Source organism: Flavivirga aquimarina, assembly GCF_030540835.1.
Classification (GTDB): Bacteria; Bacteroidota; Bacteroidia; order Flavobacteriales; family Flavobacteriaceae; genus Flavivirga; species Flavivirga aquimarina.
In genome coordinates this window covers 21,553-46,434 of sequence record NZ_JAUOEK010000063.1, presented here as the reverse complement: position 1 = coordinate 46,434, position 24,882 = coordinate 21,553, and the positions used below count along the sequence as shown (strand labels likewise).

At 31.5% G+C, this 24,882-nt stretch carries 18 protein-coding genes and 1 other RNA gene; 10 read left to right on the top strand and 9 right to left on the bottom strand.

Features of this window, described 5'->3' with window-relative positions:
- Positions 1–10: 10 nt before the first annotated feature.
- The 7 genes from Q4Q35_RS04480 (at position 11) to Q4Q35_RS04450 (ending at position 9,396) form a co-directional block, all read left to right on the top strand.
- Positions 11–2,422, top strand: a complete 2,412-nt coding sequence (locus Q4Q35_RS04480; RefSeq protein WP_303276742.1) for an alpha-ketoacid dehydrogenase subunit alpha/beta — start codon at positions 11–13, stop codon at positions 2,420–2,422.
- 82 nt (positions 2,423–2,504) lie between these two features.
- A complete protein-coding gene (locus Q4Q35_RS04475) occupies positions 2,505–2,975 on the top strand; it encodes a hypothetical protein (RefSeq protein WP_303276741.1) in 471 nt (156 codons plus the stop codon).
- 244 nt (positions 2,976–3,219) lie between these two features.
- Positions 3,220–4,107: a dienelactone hydrolase family protein gene (locus tag Q4Q35_RS04470; protein WP_303276740.1), complete on the top strand. Its 888-nt coding sequence runs from the start codon at positions 3,220–3,222 to the stop codon at positions 4,105–4,107.
- 97 nt (positions 4,108–4,204) lie between these two features.
- On the top strand, positions 4,205–4,966 hold the full coding sequence (locus tag Q4Q35_RS04465; RefSeq protein WP_303276739.1) for an SDR family oxidoreductase: 762 nt from the start codon (positions 4,205–4,207) through the stop codon (positions 4,964–4,966).
- 14 nt (positions 4,967–4,980) lie between these two features.
- Positions 4,981–5,895, top strand: coding sequence for a helix-turn-helix domain-containing protein (locus Q4Q35_RS04460; RefSeq protein ID WP_303276738.1), 915 nt, complete (start codon positions 4,981–4,983; stop codon positions 5,893–5,895).
- Positions 5,896–6,113: 218 nt separating this feature from the next.
- Entirely contained in the window at positions 6,114–8,540 is a 2,427-nt protein-coding gene (gene pheT, locus Q4Q35_RS04455; protein WP_303276737.1) for a phenylalanine--tRNA ligase subunit beta, read from the top strand.
- A complete protein-coding gene (locus Q4Q35_RS04450) occupies positions 8,524–9,396 on the top strand; it encodes a phosphatase PAP2 family protein (protein ID WP_303276736.1) in 873 nt (290 codons plus the stop codon). Before pheT ends, Q4Q35_RS04450 begins: the two co-directional genes overlap by 17 nt.
- A gap of 181 nt (positions 9,397–9,577) precedes the next feature.
- On the opposite strand, the gene Q4Q35_RS04445 is transcribed toward Q4Q35_RS04450, so the two are convergent.
- A complete protein-coding gene (locus Q4Q35_RS04445) occupies positions 9,578–10,354 on the bottom strand; it encodes a phage tail-like protein (protein ID WP_303276735.1) in 777 nt (258 codons plus the stop codon).
- A 293-nt stretch (positions 10,355–10,647) separates the two neighbouring features.
- On the opposite strand from Q4Q35_RS04445, the gene Q4Q35_RS04440 reads away from it, so the two are divergent.
- Positions 10,648–10,887, top strand: coding sequence for a putative signal transducing protein (locus Q4Q35_RS04440; protein WP_303276734.1), 240 nt, complete (start codon positions 10,648–10,650; stop codon positions 10,885–10,887).
- A gap of 19 nt (positions 10,888–10,906) precedes the next feature.
- Here the strand turns inward: Q4Q35_RS04440 and Q4Q35_RS04435 are convergent, their stop codons facing one another.
- A complete protein-coding gene (locus Q4Q35_RS04435) occupies positions 10,907–11,311 on the bottom strand; it encodes a DUF3995 domain-containing protein (protein WP_303276733.1) in 405 nt (134 codons plus the stop codon).
- Between the two features lie 42 nt (positions 11,312–11,353).
- Positions 11,354–12,979, bottom strand: a complete 1,626-nt coding sequence (locus Q4Q35_RS04430) for an ABC-F family ATP-binding cassette domain-containing protein (protein WP_303276732.1) — start codon at positions 12,977–12,979, stop codon at positions 11,354–11,356.
- Positions 12,980–13,265: 286 nt separating this feature from the next.
- On the opposite strand from Q4Q35_RS04430, the gene Q4Q35_RS04425 reads away from it, so the two are divergent.
- On the top strand, positions 13,266–14,687 hold the full coding sequence (locus tag Q4Q35_RS04425; protein WP_303276731.1) for a TlpA family protein disulfide reductase: 1,422 nt from the start codon (positions 13,266–13,268) through the stop codon (positions 14,685–14,687).
- Between the two features lie 36 nt (positions 14,688–14,723).
- Here the strand turns inward: Q4Q35_RS04425 and Q4Q35_RS04420 are convergent, their stop codons facing one another.
- Both Q4Q35_RS04420 and ffs read right to left on the bottom strand, forming a co-directional pair.
- Entirely contained in the window at positions 14,724–15,527 is an 804-nt protein-coding gene (locus tag Q4Q35_RS04420) for an SDR family oxidoreductase (protein WP_303276730.1), read from the bottom strand.
- 129 nt (positions 15,528–15,656) lie between these two features.
- Positions 15,657–15,755, bottom strand: an RNA gene (gene ffs, locus Q4Q35_RS04415) — signal recognition particle sRNA small type.
- An 88-nt stretch (positions 15,756–15,843) separates the two neighbouring features.
- Between ffs and Q4Q35_RS04410 the strand changes: the two genes are divergently transcribed.
- A complete protein-coding gene (locus Q4Q35_RS04410) occupies positions 15,844–16,881 on the top strand; it encodes a glutaminyl-peptide cyclotransferase (protein ID WP_303276729.1) in 1,038 nt (345 codons plus the stop codon).
- Between the two features lie 124 nt (positions 16,882–17,005).
- On the opposite strand, the gene Q4Q35_RS04405 is transcribed toward Q4Q35_RS04410, so the two are convergent.
- The 4 genes from Q4Q35_RS04405 to Q4Q35_RS04390 form a co-directional block, all read right to left on the bottom strand.
- Positions 17,006–17,308: a GIY-YIG nuclease family protein gene (locus tag Q4Q35_RS04405; RefSeq protein WP_303276728.1), complete on the bottom strand. Its 303-nt coding sequence runs from the start codon at positions 17,306–17,308 to the stop codon at positions 17,006–17,008.
- Between the two features lie 114 nt (positions 17,309–17,422).
- On the bottom strand, positions 17,423–18,934 hold the full coding sequence (locus tag Q4Q35_RS04400) for an aminotransferase class V-fold PLP-dependent enzyme (protein ID WP_303276727.1): 1,512 nt from the start codon (positions 18,932–18,934) through the stop codon (positions 17,423–17,425).
- Entirely contained in the window at positions 18,934–21,420 is a 2,487-nt protein-coding gene (locus tag Q4Q35_RS04395) for a protein-disulfide reductase DsbD family protein (protein WP_303276726.1), read from the bottom strand. Before Q4Q35_RS04395 ends, Q4Q35_RS04400 begins: the two co-directional genes overlap by 1 nt.
- A gap of 181 nt (positions 21,421–21,601) precedes the next feature.
- Entirely contained in the window at positions 21,602–24,466 is a 2,865-nt protein-coding gene (locus Q4Q35_RS04390; RefSeq protein WP_303276725.1) for a M16 family metallopeptidase, read from the bottom strand.
- Positions 24,467–24,882: the final 416 nt, after the last annotated feature.

Genomic DNA, 24,882 nt, shown 5'->3' with positions numbered 1-24,882 from the left:
GCACCGCTAAATGCAAACTATCCAAAATTCAAAGAAAGACATATCATTTGACGATTTTAAAGCAGAAGTTATTAACGACTTCAAAATTGCTGTTAAAAGTCGTGAATGTAGCCTAATAGGTAGACGCGAAGTATTAACCGGTAAAGCAAAGTTTGGAATTTTTGGGGACGGCAAAGAAGTTCCTCAACTAGCAATGGCTAAAGCTTTTTTAAAAGGCGATTGGAGATCTGGCTATTATAGAGATCAAACATTCATGATGGCTATTGGCGAATTAACTATCGAGCAATTTTTTGCTGGTTTATATGCTAACACTAATTTAGAACTGGAACCCATGTCTGCCGGTCGACAAATGGGAGGTCATTTTGTAACGCACAGTTTAAATGAAGATGGCAATTGGAAAGACCTTACAGCGCAATACAACTCCAGTGCGGACATCTCTCCTACTGCAGCGCAAATGCCCCGTTTGCTAGGTTTAGCACAAGCATCAAAAATATTCAGAAATGTTAATAATATAAATGCAACCAACTTCTCTATTAATGGGAATGAAGTCGCTTGGGGCACCATAGGAAATGCCAGTACCAGTGAAGGGTTGTTTTTTGAAACTATTAATGCTGCAGGTGTATTGCAAGTCCCAATGGTTATAAGTGTTTGGGACGACGAATATGGTATCTCGGTTCATGCCAGACACCAAACAACAAAAGAAGATATATCTGAAATTTTAAAAGGATTTCAGCGAGACGATAAAGGCAAGGGTTACGAAATACTACGTGTTAAAGGTTGGGATTATCCTAATCTTATAGAAACATATCAAGAAGCTTCTACAATTGCCAGAGAAGAACATGTACCCGTACTTATTCATGTATTAGAATTAACACAACCGCAAGGACATTCAACTTCCGGATCTCATGAAAGATATAAAGATGCAGAACGTTTAGAATGGGAAGCGCAACATGATTGTAATTTAAAAATGCGTGAATGGATTATAGAAAGTGGTATTTCTACCCATGAAGCACTTACAGAGATTGAAAGAGCTATTAAAAGGGAAGTACGAGAAGCCAAGAAAAATGCATGGAACATTTTCTTAAAACCCATTTTAAAAGAGAAAAAAGAATTAATTTCTATATTAACAAAAGTAGCTTCATCGAGTCCTAATGGTGTATTTATCTCTAAAATAAAAGATAACCTGGCTCTTATCGATGAGCCTACCAGAAAAGACATCTTATCAGGAGCAAGAAAAGCCTTAAGGTATCTTATAGGAGAAACATCTAAAGAGAAACGAGAACTTGGCGATTGGATTAATAACATTTTTGAAAAAATGCAACCAGAATTTAGTTCGCATTTATATTCAGAAACCAATACATCTAACACACTTGTAAAAGAAGTAAAGCCAACTTACGATAGCGATGCTGCATTGGTTGATGCCCGTATTATTCTACGCGATAATTTTGATGCCATTTTTAGTAACCGCCCAGAAACACTTGTTTTTGGTGAAGACACTGGAAATATAGGTGATGTTAATCAAGGTTTAGAAGGATTACAAGAAAAGCACGGTGAATTACGAATAGCAGATGCAGGTATACGAGAAGCTACCATTATTGGACAAGGTATTGGCATGTCTTTACGTGGCTTAAGACCTATTGCAGAAATTCAATATCTCGATTATATTTTATATGCATTACAGATTATTAGTGATGATCTGGCAACAGTACACTACAGAACAAAAGGCAAACAAAAAGCACCTTTAATAATAAGAACCAGAGGACACAGACTTGAAGGTATTTGGCATTCCGGCTCACAAATGGGTGGTATCTTAAATTTAGTAAGAGGAGTAAACGTTTTAGTGCCAAGAAATATGACCAAAGCTGCTGGTTTTTACAATACACTTTTACAAGGAGACGATCCGGCCATTGTTGTAGAATGTCTTAACGGGTATAGGCTAAAAGAAAAAATGCCAAATAACTTAAACGCTATAAAAACACCTATAGGCGTTGTTGAAACCGTTAAAGAAGGTACCGATATTACTTTAGTATCTTACGGGTCAACTTTACGTATAGTCGAGCAAACAGCAAAAGACCTTTTAGCTATTGGTATAGACGCAGAAGTTATAGACGTACAATCATTATTACCCTTCGATTTAAATCAAGATATTGTAAAGAGTGTTGCAAAAACAAACCGTCTTCTAATAATAGATGAAGACGTTCCTGGTGGGGCTTCAGCATATATATTAAACGAAATACTAAATATTCAAAATGCTTACCAGCATCTAGATAGCCAACCAAAAACACTAACTGCAAAAGCACACAGACCTGCATACGGAAATGATGGTGACTACTTCTCTAAACCTTCAGCAGAAGATATTTTTGAAGCTGTTTATGAGATGATGCACGAATTAAATCCTACAGATTTTCCTAAATTGCGATAACACTGTTTTTTAATAAAAATTATATAAACCGTTGCACCTGCAATGGTTTTTATATATTTATGGACCAATCATTATATTTTCAATGAAAGCAGTAACACTAAGAGAGATTAAAAAGGAATTAAACACGCTTTCAACACAAGAAACTCAGGAACTTTGCCTGCGTTTAGCAAGATTTAAAAAAGAAAACAAAGAACTCCTCACCTATTTACTATTCGAATCTCACAACGAATCTGGTTATATAGAAAGTGTAAAAAGCTATATAGATGATGAATTTGAATTAATTAACCGAGACAGTTATTTTTATATTAGAAAAAGTACAAGGAAAATTTTAAGAAATATAAAAAAGTACATTCGTTATTCACAAAACAAAGAAACCGAAATAGAACTCCTCCTCTACTTTTGTAAAAAACTAAAAGACTTCAAACCAAGTATAAAAAGAAGCGTTCAGTTAGAAAATATGTACAACAGGCAACTACTACTTTCTAAAAAGATCATCTCAAAATTACATGAAGATTTACAGTATGATTATAATGTCATGATAGATGGTCTATAAATTTAAGCCTTAGGTTATAAAATAAATTTACAAATAATTAATACGAACTAGACCTGCAAGGTTTAAAAAACGTGGTAGGTCTGAATTTAACCAGCTATAACCCCGACCTCCTACCAAATTGAAATTAAATTAGCATAAACCACGCCTTTTAACCAGCACTCATAATCACCAATATATTTTATACTTGTTAACAGACAAGTTCATTTTTATTTACTAAATTAGTTGCTCACTCAAACAAATACCCATGGAACCATTAAAAAAAGAAGCTATAAGTCAGGAAGTTTTTGATTTATATGATGACTATGCACATAACGAAATTGGAAGACGTCAATTTATAGAAAAATTATCTACTTACGCCATAGGTGGTATTACAGTCGCATCACTTTTAAGCTTTATGTCGCCTAATTACAAAGATACCATAACAGTAAAACAGGATGATCCAAGGTTACATTCGGATTATATTACCTACAAGTCTCCAAAAGGAGGAGGTTCAATTCGTGGGTTACTGTCTAAACCCAACGATACAAACACCAAATTTCCCGGTGTTATTGTGGTTCATGAAAACAGAGGTCTAAATCCGTATATCGAAGACGTAGGCAGACGCACTGCCTTAGATGGGTTTATATCACTGGCTCCAGATGCTTTAACACCATTAGGCGGTTACCCGGGAAATGATGATGATGGCAGGGCTTTACAAAAAAAGCGTGACCGAAATGAGATGCTCGAAGACTTTATTGCTGCCTTTGAGTATTTAAAGTCTCATGAACACTGTAATGGAAAGATTGGTATTGTCGGGTTTTGTTTTGGTGGTTGGATCTCCAATATGCTGGCGGTTAGAGTTCCCGAACTTTTAGCTGCAGTTCCTTTTTATGGTAGACAACCTAGTGATGAAGATGCTGCCAAAATAAAAGCACCACTGCTATTGCAGTATGCTGAATTAGACACCAGAGTTAATGCTGGTTGGTCAGATTTTGAAGCTGTGCTTAAAGCCAATAATATAGACTATAAAGCACATTTTTATCCCGGTGTAAATCATGGGTTTCATAATAACACAACACCTCGTTATGACAAAAAAGCTGCGAATTTAGCTTGGAGTAGAACTATAGACTTTTTTAAAGAAAAACTAAGCTAGTAATAAAAACCCTGAATTCAACTACCATATTCTTAGATTTGGCTACACCCATAATCTAGCTTTTGTGAAACTTTGTAGAAATAAAAATTTTTACAAAATGAAAAAACATAAAATCGCATTAGTAACAGGTGGAAGTCGTGGATTAGGTAGAGATATGGCTATAAATCTAGCACAAAAAGGTATTGATATCATCTTTACTTATCATTCTAACCAATTAGCTGCAGATGACGTGGTTAAGACTATTGAAAAAATTGGGCAGAAAGCCAAAGCAATTCAATTAAACATAGGTGATACTAAAATGTTTGATACGTTTTTTAGTCAAGTTTCCTCGTATCTAACAAAAGAATATGGAAATCCAAACTTTGACTTTCTTGTAAACAATGCAGGAACAGGAATTTATAAACCTTTTATGGAAACTACCGAAGCACAATTTGATGATATGGTCAATATTCATTTTAAAGGTGTTTATTTTTTTACACAAAAGGCAATTCCTTTATTGAATAATGGTGGCCGAATTATCAATATTTCATCTGGCCTTTCGAGATTTTCTTTTCCTAATTCTTCTGCCTATGCGTCTGTAAAAGGAGCTATTGAGATATTTACTCGTTATTTAGCAAAAGAGCTTGGACATAAAAAAATAACAGCCAATGTTGTAGCGCCAGGAGCTATTGCTACAGATTTTGGAGGTGGAGAAAATAAAAATAACGAACAAAAAATAAATATAGTTTCTAGTTTAACGGCTTTAAACAGGATAGGCAATCCAGAAGATATAGGTGGTATTATTGCTTTTTTATGCACAGATAAAGCTCGTTGGATCAATGGGCAACGCATTGAAGCATCAGGAGGTATTATGTTATAAATGAAAAAAGAGTAATGAAAAACAACATTCGTAAAATAGAAACCATACATGATTTTCATAAAATAAGAGGGCTTTCAAGCCCACTACATCCATTAGTGAGTCTAATTGATTATGGACTGACAAAAATACTTTCAGAACATATCGGTGAATATTGGCACTTTAATTTTTATTCTATTGGGGTAAAACGCCATGTTGGAACATTACGCTATGGCCAACAAAAATATGATTTCAATGAGGGGCTAATGTCTTTTATTGCACCTGGACAACTATTGAGTATTGAACCAAATACTAAAGCAGGTTTAAAATCTTCAGGTTGGTTATTGCTTATACATCCAGATTTTATTTGGAACACTTCGCTTGCAAAAACAATTAAACATTATGATTTTTTTAATTATTCAATAAACGAAGCGCTTTTCATGTCTAAAAAAGAAGAGCTTATTATTGAAGGAATTTTTCAAAATATCAGACAAGAAATAGAAACCAATATTGACCCTTTTAGTCAAAACATCATTATTGCTCAAATTGAATTACTACTTCAATATTCTGAAAGATTTTATCAACGACAATTTATTACACGAAAGAAGAGCAATCATAAAATCTTAAGTCGTCTAGAAGAAATTTTAACTAAGCATTTTAATGACGAAAATTTAATTGATAAGGGTTTACCAACTGTTAAACATGTGGCAGAAACATTACATGTATCTCCTAATTATTTAAGTAGTTTACTTAAAAACTTAACAGGACAAAATACACAACAATATATTCACGAAATACTTATCGAAAAAGCGAAAGAAAAATTATCAACTACTAATTTATCTGTTAGTGAAATTGCTTATGAATTTGGTTTTGAACATTCACAGTCGTTTAGTAAATTGTTCAAATCAAAAACAAATATTTCACCTACCGAATTTAGAGCTTCTTTCAATTGATTAAAACAATACGCTAAACAAAATCTTAAAATCATTTCTTTAAAATAGTACATTAAAGTTAATTTTTATCTATGATGTATGTTCTAAGTAACTACAACTATGTATTGTCCATTTTTATATTTATAACAAAAACAGCTTTTTACTTTATATATTACAAAGCAATGTTTGAATGCTAACTTCAATATTTTATCTTTGCACCCTTAAAAGAGCAATAGTTTATGAAGATTTCATACAATTGGTTAAAACAGTTTTTAAAAACTGAATGGACACCAGAACAGACTAGTGAATTACTTACAGATTTAGGGCTTGAGATAGAAGGTATTGAAACCTATCAATCTGTTAAAGGAGGTCTTGAAGGGGTTATAGTTGGAGAAGTTTTAACCTGTGTTAAACACCCTAATGCCGATAAGCTAAAAATAACTACAGTAAATATAGGAGACTCTTCTCCTTTACAAATAGTTTGTGGTGCCCCTAATGTAGGGGTTGGACAAAAAGTACCGGTTGCTACCATTGGAACGACTTTATATACTGAAGAAGGTGAATCTTGGACTATAAAGAAAGGTAAAATACGTGGTGAAGAAAGCCATGGAATGATTTGTGCCGAGGATGAATTAGGATTAGGGAAATCTCATGATGGTATCATGGTGTTAGATGCTGGCACTAAAGTCGGAACACTTGCTGCCGATATTTTTGACATAGAAAACGATCATGTATTCGAAATTGGGCTTACCCCTAATAGAGCAGACGCAATGAGTCATCTTGGAACAGCCCGCGATTTAAAAGCCGGACTGGTACAAAAAGATATTAATTTAGAACTTATAACACCATCGGTAAGTGCATTTCAGGTAGATAATCGCACCTTGAAAATCGATATTGATGTAAAGAACAAAGATTTAGCACCCCGTTATTGTGGTGTTACCATATCCGGTTTAAAAGTTAAAGAATCTCCCGCTTGGTTACAAAACCGCCTAAAAGCTATAGGTTTAAGTCCAATAAATAATATTGTTGATGCAACAAACTATGTATTGCACGATTTAGGCCAACCTTTACATGCCTTTGATGCTGTAAAGGTTTCGGGCAACAAAATTGAAGTAAAAACACTGGCTACAGGAACAAAATTCACTACTCTTGATGGTATAGAACGTGAATTACATGAAGATGATTTAATGATTTGTGATGCCGAAAAACCTATGTGTATAGCAGGTGTTTTTGGAGGTATTCATTCCGGGGTTACAGAAACAACAACCAGCATCTTTCTAGAAAGTGCTTATTTTAATCCGGTTAGTATTCGTAAATCGGCTAAAAGACATGGATTAAACACCGATGCCTCTTTTAGATTTGAACGTGGTATCGATCCAAATATTACAGAATACGCATTAAAACGTGCTGTCCTATTGATTCAGGAAATAGCAGGTGGTGAAATTACTAGTGATTTAATTGATCTTTATCCAAAAAAAATCAAAGATTTTGAGGTTCGATTAAGTTTTGATAATGCTAAAAAACTAATTGGCGAAGAGATTCCTAAAGAGGTTATCAAACGTATTTTAGCATCATTAGATATCAAAGTAAATAACGTTACAGAAACAGGGTTAGGTTTAACAGTACCTGCTTATAGAAATGATGTACAACGAGAAGCAGATATTATTGAAGAAATATTGCGTGTATACGGATACAACAATATTAAAACTACTAAAAAATTAAATGCCTCCATTTCCTCTACATCAAGGTTTGAAGATTATAAACTACAAAATATTATAGGCAATCAATTAGCCTCGCAAGGGTTTTATGAAATTCTTTCTAATTCATTAACAACTCCAGATTACACTACGCTAAGTGAACAATTAAAGGACGAACATAATATTAGTATATTAAATGCTTTAAGTAACGATTTATCTGTTTTAAGACAGTCTTTATTGTTTTCTGGTTTAGAAGCTATATCATTTAACATTAATAGAAAACGCGCCGATTTAAAACTGTTTGAATATGGTAAAACATATCATGGTTTTGGTGATAAAAGAGAAGAATTTAAACATTTATCGCTTTTTGTAACTGGAAACAAAACACCAGAAAATTGGCATAATACAAACAAAAAAAGCGACTTCTTTTTTGTTAAAGGATATATTATTGCTGTGCTTCAACGCTTGGGTATTTCAAGATTTAACGAAAGCCCTGTAAACAACGATTTTTTTAGTGAAGGCTTGGAATTGAGCTTAGGGAAAACGAAACTGGTTGACTTTGGATTAATCAAAAAACCAATACTAAAACATTTTGATATTTCTCAAGAAGTCCTATTTGCAAATTTTAATTGGGATGCCATTTTGGATTTAGTTAAACATAACAGAATTAAATTTAAAGCGATTCCCAAATATCCAGAAGTACGACGTGATTTTGCGTTATTGCTAGACGAAAAAGTCTCTTTTGAATCTATTTATAAAATAGCAAAACAAAGTGAAAAACAATTACTAAAAAATATTAACCTCTTTGATGTGTATCAAGGTAAAAACCTGCCAAAAGGCAAAAAGAGTTACGCTGTTAGTTTTACTTTATTAGACGAAAACAAAACCCTTACCGACAAGCAAATAGACAAAATAATGAATAAGTTACAAACTAATTTCGAGAAACAACTTGGTGCAGAACTGCGATAATAAAACTGGATTAAAATTCTTTTTTCTAATAGTTATATTCCTAGTTTCTTTTAAATTAAGCGCACAGGACATATCTCTAGAAAAAACAAAAGATACTGCTTCAATAGGGCAATTAGCTGTCTATGATGCAAAACATGCTTTTTTAAGTGTTAAACATGCTTTTTCGAGGCCTTTTCATTGGAAAAAAAAGGATTTTACAACTTTAGGAACTATTGCATTGGGAGCTCTTGCACTTTCTACTATAGATGATGAGAGTAGTGCTTTTTTTATTCGTCAAGAACCAGATGTACCAAACATATTTCAAGAAGCTGGTACACGATTTGGAAGCCCACAGGTTTATTTTATTGCTAATGCAGGGCTATATGGTTTCGGTTTATTAACTAAAAATGAAAAGATTAGAAAGACCAGTGTATTAATTATTTCATCTTCATTTACAACAGGGCTAATTCAAAGTGTAAGCAAAACTGCTTTTGGTAGAGCTCGCCCAGGGAATGGTTATAAAAGTACAGAATTTAGATTTTGGTCAAATGAACCTGAATTTCATTCATTCCCATCAGGACATACCGTTTTGTCTATGACTATGGCCCATGCCATTGCTAAACAATTTGACAATGTATGGTCTAAAGTTACAGTATATACATTAGGCTCTGTAGCTCCAATTTCAAGATTATTTGCAGGAGCTCATTGGCTTACAGATGTTGCTTTAGGAGCCGCTTTAAGTATTGTTGTTGTTGATTCTATAGACAAGTTCCTGTTTAATACAAACGCTTATAACAACTCTTTAAAAGAAAAGAAACATATTTCCTGGAAACTCTGTTTTTCGGGAAATACTATTGGTGTTGCAGGTACATTTTAACTGTTCTTGCTTTCCATAATTATTAATGGGGCTATAAAAAGTAATTTTCAACCATTACCTATAATTCTTGAACTCTAAAACAAGTTACTCACTAAGTTTTTCCTATGGGAAATTGGAAGTTAAAGCAACCAAAAAAGTTATAATTTACTTTATCTGGTTGCTTTCTTATTTTATAGTCACTTTATAAAAAGGTAATTAGTAGTTTGTTTGATGCGGCATTTCTTTTTTCATTATTAGTCATATTATCTCCACCTCCCCAGCCAGTAGTACGAAAGCCTATTGATACTCCTGTAGTAGAACCCAAAAAAGAGCCTACATAAACTTTTACCTTTACGGTATAAGTTCCTGCGTTAAGGCTAACAGCATGCGAAAATGTAGAATTATTCATTAAATAAAAATACGAATCCTGATTAACTCCAGGACTATGAGTCATTAGTAAATAATTAGATGAATTTGCATCATTAACCCCATTAATTTCTAAAACAGTAAACATTTGAGCTCCACCTACAGTATTTGTTGCATTGATTTGACCCGAAAATAAAGTCCAATCTATTTTAATGGTTTCATCTTCTAAAAGTGTAAACGTAGAACTTAAGCCTGGTACATCAAGCCATTGTTCATCATTTGTTGCATTAATCGCCAAAGAGGTACTAGAAACAATAACTGTAGGTATTGTTGAATTGTCCGTCTTATTTAAACACTCCCAATTAGGTGCATAAGGGAGACCAATATTTACAGATGTACACTTATTGGTTAAATCATATACCATGAGTCCAGTTGCTGGGTTAACAATATCATTTTTCTGTTCATTGGTAAGTCGTGGAATTAGTAGACCCTTATCTGTACTTTCTACATCCATAATTGAAGAGCCGTCTGGCTCTGTAGTTCCAATACCAACTTGGGCATAAGTCATTGAAATAAAACAATACAAAATAAAGGTTAGAGTAGGTTTTTTCATTATAATTTTATTTAGGGTTAATAAAGGGTGAACAATTATAAAAAAAAAAAAAAAACAGAACAACTAACGGATAATAAATACGTCAAAGTGCATTCGTTTGTCTAATATTATTTATTTTACATAAAAACGAGGAAAATTAAAACGTTTTTTAAACGTATTTACCTATTTAAAAAGAGCTACAAACCTTAAAAGAATAACATTTAAAATAATTATTATCAATAAGTTAACTGTATTTCATTTTTATATGATGAAATAATTTTGTATCTTTAATAAACACCTATATCCTTTCATCGATGGCAGATTCAAATTATATAAAAGTATTTACAGGAAACCTAATAATTGTACAACGTATAGTTAATGAGTTAGAAATTATTAACATTAATCCTATTGTTAAAGATGCTACCGAATCTGCACGATTAGCTGGTTTTGGCGGCGGCATAATACCTGGTTTTCAAGAGGTTTTCGTTAATAAAGACGAACTTGACAAAGCGGTTATCATTGTCGAAAAAATGACTTCCGATTTACAGGATTAAAAAATAAAGTTATGTTTTTTTACCCTCTTAATATTTGTATTAAAATTCCAGTAATACTAATAAAAAAACATAAGGGTGAGTAGATTTTTGTATCTAACGTTCCAAAAGTTGTATGCTTTATTTTTTTAAAAAAGCCAATATATTTAAATTCACCAACAGCTCTTAAAATAAATATGGCAGGTATTACCCAACTTCCATATTTCAAAACCCAATCGGGAAAGTTAAAATTTATAAAATCAGCTTTTACTAAATAAAAGAAGGAAAAAAACATAAGTCCTAACCCAACTATAGCACTATCTATCTTTTTTGGATTCAAAACACGTTCTCCTGTTTCTTTAGTAGGTAACGATTCTGCAAATCCGAATGTTCCTCCTACAACCAAATTTAAATGAATAATTCCTAAGATAAAAAAAACTAAGCTCAATATTAGGGATAAACCTATGTACAAGTTATAAACGTTTAATTATTAAACCGTAACAGCATACATTTTATTACGCAATTCTTTAATTTTAGCATCTTGCATATATTCATCAAACGTTGTATATCTGTCTATAACTCCGTTTGGTGTGAGTTCTACCACTCTATTAGCAACCGTTTGTGCAAACTCGTGGTCATGTGTGGTGAATAAAACGGTACCTTTAAAGTTCTTTAACGAATTATTAAAAGCTGTAATACTCTCTAAATCTAAGTGGTTTGTAGGTTCGTCTAATTGAAGTACATTGGCTCTTGTCATCATCATTCTGGATAACATACAGCGCACTTTCTCACCTCCTGATAATACTGAAGATTTTTTAAATGCTTCCTCTCCACTAAAAATCATTTTTCCTAAGAAACCACGAATGTTAACCTCTTCTCTTTCTTCTTCTGTTTGTGCCCATTGACGTAACCAGTCAATCAAGTTTAATTCATTATTAAAAAACTCACTGTTATCTAATGGTAAATACGACTGTGTTGTTGTTACTCCCCAAGCAAATTTACCAGCATCAGCCTTTTCTTTATTGTTTATTATTTGATAAAACGCCGTAGTTGCTCTGGAATCTCTTGAAAACACAACCACTTTATCTCCTTTTGCTAGATTTAAATCGATATTCTTAAATAAGGTTTCTCCATCAGCCATAGCCGCTAAACCTTCTACATTTAAAATTTGATCTCCAGCTTCTCTATCACGTTCAAAAATAATAGCCGGATATCTACGAGACGTTGGCCTTATATCGTTAATATTTAACTTATCAATCATCTTTTTTCTACTAGTAGCTTGTTTACTTTTTGCTACGTTGGCAGAAAACCGTCTAATAAATTCTTCTAATTCTTTCTTTTTCTCTTCTGCCTTTTTATTTTGTTGTGCACGTTGACGAGCTGCTAATTGAGAGGATTCGTACCAAAAGGTATAGTTTCCAGAAAAGTGATTTATTTTTCCAAAATCAATATCAGAAATATGGGTACATACAGCATCTAAAAAGTGACGGTCATGCGACACTACTATAACACAATTATCGTAGTTTGCCAGAAAGTTTTCAAGCCATGAAATGGTTTCATAATCCAAATCATTGGTTGGCTCATCCATAATTAAGACATCCGGATTACCAAATAATGCTTGTGCTAATAAGACACGTACCTTTTGTTTTCCGTCCAAATCGCTCATTAAGGTATAATGAAACTCTTCCTTAATACCCAAATTAGATAACATAGCAGCTGCATCGCTATCGGCATTCCATCCATTCATTTCTTCAAACTGTACTTGAAGCTCCCCTATTTTTTCTGCATTTTCATCTGAATAATCTGCATAAAGTGCATCTATTTCAGATTTAATCTTAAACAAAGGTTTATTCCCCATTAAAACAGTTTCTAAAACAGTATGGTCATCATATAGATTATGATTTTGTTCTAGTACAGACATACGTTTTCCCGATTCTAAAGAAACATGACCAGATGTTGGCTCTTGCTTACCCGAAAGAATCTTTAAAAATGTTGATTTTCCAGAACCATTGGCTCCAATAATTCCGTAACAATTACCATTATTAAAGGTTGTGTTTACTTCATCAAAAAGAATACGTTTTCCAAATTGAACTGAAAGATTTGATACTGATAACATAAAGGCTATTTTAATTTATTCAGATATTTTATTCATTAAGTATGTATACATCGACTTACAAATTTGTAAAGGTTACTCCTTGACATACCCTACAATTGTATAACTTTTGCAAAAGTAAATAATTCAAATGGTACAAAGAAACTTAGCCATACCCTTTTAAGTAAAAAAAACTTCGTTATTTCCTGTTATAATAATATTTAACAACGCATTAACAGCACTTTATGAATACAACACATATTTTTGTATAATAATCTGTGTTTTAATATAAATACAATCAGGGGGATTTATGAAGTTATATGTTTCAATATTATTGGTTCTATTAACACTTTTAGGCTGTAAAAAGAGCAAAAGTGACGTGGAAATTAATTACGCTTATATTGGAGGGGAAATTATTAATCCAACTGCAAATTATGTCGTGTTATTTAAATCTGAAACAACTGTCGATACTATTGAACTTGATAGCAGACACAGATTTTTATATAAAGTTAATGATTTAAAAACAGGTCTGTATTCATTTAAGCATGGGTATAAACATCAAATGATATTATTAGAACCTCAAGACAGTATTCTTCTTAGAATAAATACTTTAGATTTTGATGAATCTCTAGTTTTTACTGGCAAAGGTGCTAAAAAAAATAATTACTTAATAAATGAGTTTTTAGAAAACGAACACGAAGAAAAATATATTTTTAAGCTTTGTCAATTAACTTCGACACTTTATCAAAATTGTATAGATTCTTTAAAGAATACTAAAGTTAAAAGATTTGAGGCTTTTAAGAGAAAAAATGAGACATCTGCTACTTTTAATAGAATTGCGAAAGCCAATATAGATTATAGTTATTTTTCTAGTAAAGAAGTATACCCATTTGTACATCATGAGAAGAATAAAAGAATTATTATAGAATCACTTCCAGAAGATTTTTACAGTTATAGAAAAAATATAGATTATAATAATAACCTTTCTAGCAGCTATTATAAATATAATAAACTTTTAAGGTACAGTTTTAGTAATATGTCTTTAACAAAGCACTGTACTCATTCTGACAGCCCACATTTTAACAGGTATTCATTATGCTATAATTTAGATAGATTAAAGCTTATTGATAGTTTGGTAACAAATACTTCTGTTAAAGATAATTTGCTTTATGAATTTGCAATAAATTACATATCTAAAAGCAAAAACGCAGAAAATAACAATGTTATTCTAAAATATTATTTAAGCAAAAGCGAAAATGAAAAAGGCAAAAAGAAAATAACCCGTTTCGCGAACTCAATAAATAATTTAAAAGAAGGGGCAAATATGCCTTCTATTAAACTTATTAATTATAACAATGTTGAATTTGAAATGAATTCAATAATAAAGGCACCATCTGTTATAATTTTCTGGTCTCATAAATACCACGAACACTTTAGAGATGCCCATAAAGAGATAAAAACCTTAAAAGCAAAATACCCTGAAATTGTGTTTATAACTGTTAATATTGATGATTATGGATTAGAAAAATCAAAAAAATCATTAAAAACAAACAGGTTTCCTTATGAAAATGGCTATGTGTTTAAAAACCCGAAAGAAGCTATTGAGACTCTGGCTATTCATCCTATAACTAAAGCAATTATAGTAGACAGAAATAAAAAAATAGTAAATAACCAGACTAACATTTTTTCTAAAAAATTCGAGCAACAGCTTTTAGGTTTAATAAACAAATAAGTGGTAACCTAAAACAGTTTATATGGTCAAATAAGCTTATAACTTATAATGGTTCATCAATAGTTTTTCGTAAACTTTATCTGGTAATATTCGTTTTAAAACAATTGAAAATTTCTGCATAAACTCCCCAACTTTATAATGTACTTTGGGATTTTGTGTATTTATAATTTTATAAACTGCCAATGCCATTAAGTTTGGGTTACTTCCATTATCTACATGAGCATCCATTAAATTTAAAGTATCTCCATACGTTTTCTTATAAGGAGAGTTTTCAAGAAGTGGTGCATGATAACGGCCCGCAGCTATATTTGTAGCAAAATCGCCTGGTGCTACATTGGTCATTTTAATATTAAAACCTTTAAGTTCCATTCTAAAAGCTTCGGTTAAAAGTTCTAAAGCGCCTTTGCTAGCACTGTAAACACCTCGATATGGCAACCCCATATAACCTGCAATAGAGGTTATATTTATAATTAATCCGGACTGCTGTACACGCATTTGTGGTAATACTGCTTTTATAACATTAATAGGTCCGAAAAAATTAGTTTCAAAATTGTTTTTAATTTCTACCTCTGGTATTTCTTCAATAGGTCCGGTAATACCAGCTCCTGCATTATTTATAACGACATCTAATCTGCCCTCATTTTCTATAATAGTACGAACTGTTGTTAAAATGGTATTATTCTCTTTAACATCTAAAGCTAAAATAGGAAACTTGCTATCTTTATATCTATCTGGATTTCTACTAGTCCCATAAACTTTAAAATCTTTTTGTATTAAATATTCTCCAATAGATTTTCCGATTCCTGAGGAACCACCAGTAATTAAAACGACTTTAGACATATAGTATTAAAATAATTGAAGTATCAAAAATACAATTAAAATTAAAAGATTCCCATCTACATAGGAATACATTAAACTAAAAAAATCTTGATTTGCTAAAGCTTTCAAGATTTAAGTTTATTGTACAAAAAAAGGCAAGCTACCTACATCACACCGCTACGACCATTTACCTTTGCTTCGTTCCCGACCTGGAGGATTCAACAGGAGCTGGTTGTGTAGGACTTGCCGGGTGCAAAGATACAATCTTTTAAAATTTTCACAATGATTTTTTAAACTGATTTTAAATAAATATCTTGCTTCAAATTAAAAACTAACTATGCGCATATTCAAATATCTATTAATCATGTTTTTAGGTGCCTCAATTATTTCTTGTGGCCCTAATTCTGGTAAAAATAAAAGCATATTTTCTATCAAAACAAACGCCAATAAAGGAAATATTTCTAAAAACACGACCTTATCTCTATCATTAGAAAACAAAAAAAAACATACTATAGATTCTGTATCTTATACTTTAGATGCTATTAAGGTTGATGATACTATCCAACTAACTAATTTTAAATTAGGAAAACAAACTATAAAAGCTACTGTATACTTTAATAATGATGAAAAAGAAACAGTTAGTACAACTGTTACCATATTAAATGATGCACCTCCAAAAGTTTATAGTTATAAAATAATAAATGAATACCCGCATGATATCACTTCATATACTCAGGGGATTGAGTTTTTCAATGATACGCTATATGAAAGTTCTGGTCAATATAAAAAATCTAAACTTAGAAAAATTGACTATAAAACTGGGAAAATTATAAAAAACATTGACTTGGCAGACGAATATTTTGGAGAGGGATTAACTATCTTAAATGATAAGATATATCAACTAACATGGAGAGAAGATATCGGTTTTGTTTATGATGTGAGTTCGTTTGATAAAATAAGTAGTTTCAAGTATGGAAACAGTAAAGAAGGCTGGGGACTATGCAACAACGAAAATAACATTTATAAAAGTGATGGTACCGAAAAAATATGGCTCTTAAACTCAGAAACTTTAGTTGAAGAATCGTTTATTCAAGTATTTACCAATAAAGGAAAAATTGTAGGTATCAATGAAATGGAATGGGTAGATGGTAAAATATATGCAAACCGTTGGACGAAAGACGGTGTCGCTATTATTAACCCTAAAAATGGTGCTGTTATAGGTGTTATTGATTTTTCTCCTCTTAAAAAGCTTGTCACCCAGCATGAAACATTAGATGTGCTTAATGGCATTGCTTACAACCCAAAAACCAATACCATTTTTGTAACTGGCAAGCATTGGGATAAATTATTTGAAGTGGAAATTCTTGAGCAGTAAACTTTGGTGTAAAGGGCTGTTCTTGGTTTTTTAAATAGCGTGAGTTCCATTTAAAAATGCCTATGTTCAAAATGTGTATTCAATATATGCAATGTTGTCATTCTGCGCTACGACGCAGAATCCATTAATATTTCCAATCTATTGACAAATCTATCCAATTTTGATTAGTTTTTTCAATTAAATCTATTTTCCATTGTCTGTTCCAATTCTTTAATTGCTTTTCTCTTTTAATAGCATCATTTACATATTGAAATTGTTCAAAATACATTAATTTATTTAGGTCATATTTTGATGTAAAACCTGAAATCATTTTTCGTTTATGTTCAAAAATCCTTCGTTCTAAATCATTAGTTACTCCAATATATAATGTTCCGTTTTTCTTATTAGATAGAATATATACATAGTATTGATGATAGTTCCCTCTCATTATCTATATGGATTCTGCGTCGTAGCGCAGAATGACAAAGTAGTAATTATCAAGCTATGCAAAGTGCATTAAAATTAGTATGAGTTTCTATGTTAAAATGACATCGAAAATGGATTATAACTTAAACCAGTCTTCTGTTATTTCTTTTTCAATATTGTAGTTTCCTTTATGAATAAATTCATTTTTAATGGCATTGTATTCATAATCTTTTCCCCAACTTTCATAATTCTCAGCAACTTTTTTTATAGCATCACAGATAAAATGAATGTCCTCATTGGTCATGGTAGGATGTATAGACATTCTTACCCATCCTGGTCGCTCAATTAAACAACCTTCTAATATTTTTTGTTCTATTGATTTAGAGGTAGATTCATCAACATTTAGTAAATAATGTCCATAAGTTCCAGCACAAGAACAGCCTCCTCGGGTTTGCACTCCGAAGCGATCATTTAACAACTTAACAATTAAATTATAATGAACATCTTCAATATAAAAAGAAAATACACCTAACCTATCTGTATGCTCTGGTGCTAGTATGGTAAGGTTTTCTATAGCTCTCAGCTTGTCAAAAATAATGGCATTTAACTCGTGTTCTCTATCCAAAATATTTATCACACCCATTTTCTCTTTAAGCTCAATGGATAGTGCTATTTTTATAGCTTGTAAAAAGCCAGGCGTTCCGCCATCTTCTCTAGTTTCTATATCATCTATATAATCATGATCTCCCCAAGGGTTCGTATAAGAAACGGTGCCTCCTCCCGGATTATCTGGAACCAGATTTTTATATAATTTTTTATTAAAAATCAGCACACCAGAAGCTCCCGGTCCTCCTAAGAATTTGTGAGGAGAAAACGTAATAGCATCTAAGTACGTTTCTTCGTCCTTTGGGTGCATATCTATATCTATATAAGGTGCAGAACATGCAAAGTCCACAAAACATAATCCATTGTTCTGATGCATAATTTTGGCGACTTCATGATAATTGGTTCTAATACCTGTTACGTTAGAACATCCAGTAATAGCGGCTATTTTTATCGGGCAATCTTGATACTTTGCAATGAGCTTTTTTAAATTTTTTACGCATGGCAAACCTACTTCGTTTGAAGGTATAACTTCAACCCTAGCAATGGTTTCTAACCAAGATGTTTGATTAGAGTGATGCTCCATGTGTGATACAAAAATGATTGGTTTTAAGGCTTCGGGAACTTGAGTGTGATCTTTTAAATTTTCGTTTAATTTTAAACCTAAAATACGTTGAAACTTATTGATCGCACCTGTCATTCCAGTTCCAACCGTAATGAGTACGTCCTCTTCTGATGCATTTACATGCTTTTTTATAATATTTCTGGCATTATGATATGCTAGAGTCATCGCAGATCCTGTTATAGAGGTTTCTGTATGTGTATTGGCGACAAAAGGACCAATCTCATTGAGTAACTTTTCTTCTATCGGTCTATATAACCTCCCACTAGCTGTCCAATCGGCATAAATAATTTTCTGCTTACCGTAAGGAGACTCAAAAGATTCGTTGTTACCAACTATATTATTTCTAAAAGACTTGAAATAATCTTCTAGAGTGGAATCGTTAGTTTTAGGTGTTAACTTATTTTTTATAGTCTTAATCATTATTCTTTCTTTAAACCACATTCAAGAAATTTTGCATACTCATTTTCATCTGGAGTATAACCAACAGGCTGATTTAAAATTTGCTTCCCATTTGGGCTAAGTAGAACATAATATGGCTGAGAATTTGTTTGAAAAAATTGAGTTTGAAAATGCGCCCATTTATGTCCATAATTTTTAAGAGTTCTAGTCCCTCCATTTATTCTTGTAACTTCAACTTGCTCTGCTTCTGGTAATTCTTTTTTATCATCAACATAAAGCGAGATAAGGACGTAATCATTTCGAAGATAATTATCGATCTTTTTTAATGGCCATACATGTTCTTCCATTTTTCTACAATTAACACAAGCCAAACCTGTAAAATCAATCATTATAGGTTTATTAACTTTCTTCGCATAAGCTAATCCTTCTTTTAAATCCTTAAAACAGTTTAAGTTGTTAGGGCAATCATTTGGATATAAAAAACTATAACCTACAGGAGGCGCTAAACCACTTAATAGGGTTAATGGAGTAAAAGTCTTAGTATCTTTGTTTACTCTGAATCCAGACACTAAATAAATTGTAAAGGCTGCAACTAATATTCCTCCTGATATTCTTGAAAAAGACAACTTTTTAATTGGAGAATCATGAGGGAATTTTATTTTACCAAATAAGTAAAGCGATAAACCTCCAAAAACAATTATCCATATAATTAAAAATGGTTCTATTTTTAAAATTCCCCAATGAGCTACTAGATCTGCATTCGATAAAAACTTAAAAGCTAACGCTAATTCTAAAAAGCCTAAAATAACTTTTGTTGTATTTAACCAGCCTCCCGATTTTGGTAAAGCATTCATCATATTTGGAAACATTGCAAATAATGCAAAAGGTAAACCTAAAGATACTCCAAAGCCGGCCATACCGGCAGTAAGTTGCCATGCACCTCCATCAGCAGTTAACGAACCAGCTAGTAAAGAACCTAATATAGGACCTGTACATGAAAATGATACCAAAGCTAACGTTAGTGCCATAAAAAAGATTCCCACTAAACCTCCTACGTTTTCGCCTTGGGTCGTTTTATTTGTCCAATTAGATGGTAATGTTAATTCATAATATCCAAAAAACGAAAAAGCAAAAAATAAGAAAATCACAAAAAAGATAACATTAAGCCAAATGTTGGTAGAAATTTCATTTAAAATGTCAGGGTTTACTGAATCTAATAAATGAAATGGAACACTTAGTAAAATATATACTGCAAATATAAAAAACCCATAAAGTAATGCTTTCGAAATACCAGCTCCTTTGCTTTCTCCTCCTTTTTTAGTAAAAAAACTAACTGTGAGTGGAATCATTGGAAATACACATGGGGTTAATAATGCCAATAAACCTCCTAAAAAACCTAATCCAAAAATACGCCACAGCGAATTACTACTATTTTTTACTTCAGAAGCGTTATTAACAGCTTCATTATCACATTCTATTTCAGACCTCTTTAAATCTTCAGTAGACATTCCATATAATAAATTGTTCACCGAAGAATTATTGTTTTCAAAACCTTTATTCGTTGAAACATCTATTTCTAATTTAGTAAAATTAAATAGAAAAGGCTCTTCTGGCGGGAATATACATTTGCTATCATCACAAGCCATATATTGAAGGTTACCTTTTATAACAGTATTAATATTATCGATTTTTACTTTTTGGGTAAAAACTGCTTGATTATAAAACTTTCCTACTTTAATATTATCAAATAATGGTTCTTTTTTAGTGACCTTATTTTTATCACTTTCTATGACATCTCCCTCTAAAATATAATCATTATTCTCTTGAAAAGTAAATGTAGTCGGTATAGGTCCTTCTCCTTCAATAAACTGAGAATATAATGCCCAATTTTCATCAATATTAGCAACAAATATTAACTCGTATTCTTTATCTCCAATCTTTTTAGTCTGAAAATCCCATTTTACTGGATCTAATATCCCTTGTGCATTTGTACTAGTAGATGCATTTTTAGTTTTAGCGGGCTCATTTTTTTCCGTTTTAACAGGTACACTTAATGATTTAGATGGTAAATTAAACACCAAATCTACCTCTGTAGGAGGCAAACACTTGGTATCATCACATACCATAAATTCAACCGTAGCATTAACTGTTCTTTCATCGGCTAATACCTCTACTATTTGCTCGAAAACTGCTTGGTCTTCAAAAAATTTTATTTTCATCCCGAAAATAGGATCATCTATAGTATGCCCTTCTTCTTCTAAGGTTTTACCTATTATTTTAAAAGTTCCATTTTTATCATCGTATGTAAATGTTGTTGGAACAGGACCGTCTTCAGGAACATCTTGAGAATACAAATGCCAACCAGACTCTATACTTGCTTTGGAGATTAATTTATATTTGTTATTAGATATTTTCTCTACCGAAGTGATCCATTTTACGGGCTCAAAAATTTGAGAATTCCCCATGTTTAAAGAAAATAAGGCTAAAAGTAGGACAAGTTTTTTCATAATATTTTTTAACGTATTTTAAAAAAGGGCTATTTTATAAAAACGCCCCTTTTTGTTATCTTTCTTTTAAATATTATATTTCAAATGACTAACTCGAATATAATTAACACAAAAACAAAAGTATCAAGAAAGATTTTTCTATATTTTAATTTTATATTTTATTTAACTATTAAAAATCACTCTAAATTTCTGGTTTGAATACAATTTCGTATGATTTTGAATCTTTTAAAAAGTTTTTAGCAAAATTCTGAATGTCTTTAATCGTTATGTTATTAATAATATCTTCAAAATTCTTAGAATCGTTCATATTATAATCTTCACGATAAAAACGTTTTAACAAACTCATATCATAACTATTGTAGTCTTTTTGCTGTTTTCTTTCCTTTAAATAATTTGTTAATGTTTTATCTAAATCTACTTGAATAACACGCCCTTCTGCTATTTCTTTTATTTCCTCATGTACAATGGCTATTAACGTTTCTACTTTTTCTGGATTACAATCAAAATTTACAGAAATGGAGCCTTTCTGTAATGGCCTTTTAGACAAACTAGCTCTAGCACTCGCTCCATAAGTCCCTCCTTCTTCTTCTCTTAAAGTTTCTGTATATCTTAACTGTAACATATCTCCTAATGTACGAGCTATCAATGCATTTTTTAGGCTATATTTATAATCATTTTTATATGATATTCTTACCGAACTTTTTGGATCTTCCATTTTTAGATAAATGTCTTTATCTATCTTTTCACTTAACCATGCTGTAGAATTATCTTTCCAAACTTCTTTTATATTATTGGTAGGTATACCTGCTATATATTTTTCTAATAAAGGCTTTAAAGCATCTTTTTGAATATCACCTACTATAAAAAATTCGAAATCTGCCGCATTGCCAAATCGATCGTTATAAATAGTTTTTATTTTATCAAAAGAGATATCTTTTATAAAATTATCGTTAAATATGCGACGTTTAGGATTATTAGCCCCATACAAAGTAACCGTCATGCTATCCTTCATTTTCTCGGCAATGTTTTCCTTTCTTCTTATTTTGTAGTTTTCTACATTTTGCATAATTACATTGTATCCATCCTCATCAAAACGAGGTTTCACAAAACGAAGGTATACCATTTGTAACATCGCTTCTGTATCTTTTGTTACAGACGACCCTGAAATTTTTTCTGATAGACCTGAAACACTAATAGAGGTATTCGCAGTTTTACCTGCTAGTACTTTTGGTAAATCTGTAGCAGAATAATCCCCTAACCCAGAAAATTGAATCACATTCCCTAATAAATCTGCTGAAGGTAAATCGGCATCTTTCAATAAAGAAGTACCTCCTTTACTAATAGCTTCTAATTTGACATCATTAGCATTTTTGTTGGCATATTTGTAATGCACTTTAATACCATTATCTAAAGTAAAAGTTGTAGAGTTTAATGTTTTATTTTCTTCTTCAGAAATAATAGTACCGCCTTTTATTTCTATACCAGATATTAATGTTTTTCCTCCAAATTCATCTGTATAGGCTTCTATTGAAATATCATTTTCTACATTATTAATAATGCCTAAAGCATCTTCTTTTGTTAGGTTATTATTACCTTCTACGCCTGTTACTGTTAAAAATCTGTTTTTATTGGTATATAATTCTTTTATTGCCTCATGAATTTCGTTAGGTTTTAACGTATTAAAAATTGTTTTTACAACCTCAAATTCCTTTTCAATATCTGTAATGGTTATATGATTCAAATAATCATTTTGAATTAATTTAACAATACGTCCATGAGACATATCTTCTTTTTTACTAATCTGATTTTCGTAATAACTTATAAAATCTGTAATGGTTCTGTCTACCTCTGCTTTAGCAAAGCCAAATTTTACTGCTCTGTTAACTTCTGTTAAAACTGATTTAAACGCAGCATGTTGTTGATTTGGTTTTGGATACACAGATACATTAAAGGCCTTTGTTGACCTTGAATGGCTTCCATAATTGATACGTGCAGCCAAAAATGTAGCGTCTGGTTTTTTAGATAGTTCATTAATTCTTGCAGATAGCATACTAATAGCCATATTGTTTAACAAAGACACTTTTAAGCTTGCTACTGTCTCTTCTTTTAAAGGTTTCGGATGTCTTATTCCAAAACTTATACCGGATGTAGAAACTTCTTCATCCATAGCCATAGAATATAGCATAGTATCATTATCTGGAATAGTAACAATAAAACGTTCTTTAGGATTATTTACTGCTGGGATTTTTGAGAATAAGGTCTTGATTTTTTCTTCAACCTGGTTAACATCTATATCTCCCACAATAGCAATAGCTTGTAAATCGGTTCTGTACCAATCATGGTAAAAATCGCGTAGTGCCTTGTATTCAAAATTTTCAACAACGTTCATTAATCCAATTGGTAAGCGTTGTGCATACTTTGAATCATTAAACATAGTTCCTATATTTTTTTGTAAAATTCGCATGCCCCCACTCTGTCTTGTTCGCCATTCTTCTTTAATAACACCTCTTTCTGCATCAATCTCTTCATCTGTAAGCAATAAATAGTTTGACCAATCATGCAATATCAATAAGCCTGTGTCAATGAGTTCTGGTGTAGTAGGAATGTTATTTATATTATATACTGTTTCATCAAAAGACGTATAGGCATTAATATCTTTTCCAAAAACCAACCCTTGTTTTTGCATCGTGTTTAAAATACCCTTCCCTTCAAAGTTTTGGGTGCCGTTAAATGCCATATGTTCTAAAAAATGAGCTAAACCTTGTTGGTCATCATTTTCTAAAACAGAGCCTACATTTTGGATAATATAATAGCTCGCTACATTTTTAGTAACATCTGTACTTTTTAGATAATAGGTTAAACCATTAGGAAGCACACCTTTTTTAATACTCTGGTCTACTGGTAATACAGCACTTAAATCTATATTTTCTGTTACATTCTGCGCCAATAAACTAGTTTTTATACTTGTTATTAGAAGTAAAAATGTAATTACTTTAATATGCTTTTTACTAATTTTTAATCGCTTTTTATATTTATTTAAGTACATATTTTATCTTATTTTCTCTTTATATTTTGTGTTTTTAATGAAAGTCCTATTTTAAATTAACAACAAAAAGCTCTAGAGGGTGGGTTATATATTAATTATTTACAAAATTACACATAACGAATGTGTAAACCGTTATGAAAAAACAAAATGAAGGAATATATATATCGTTTCGATTAAATTGGTTTATCTGAACAGATAATTTATGGAAGTCTTCTTACCAGACTTATTATCGTAACGAAAGCTATAAATAAAAGAAAAATTTGTTTTGAATAAAGTGAGTATAGGTTATTTAAAACCCTAATAAATTTCTATTTAAAACTTTAAGAAATTTGATAAAAAGTGTATAGTGTGAGAGAAAGTAAATAGTTTTAATTTACTTTTAATGTTGTCTTAATAGCAATTTAAATAAACAACAT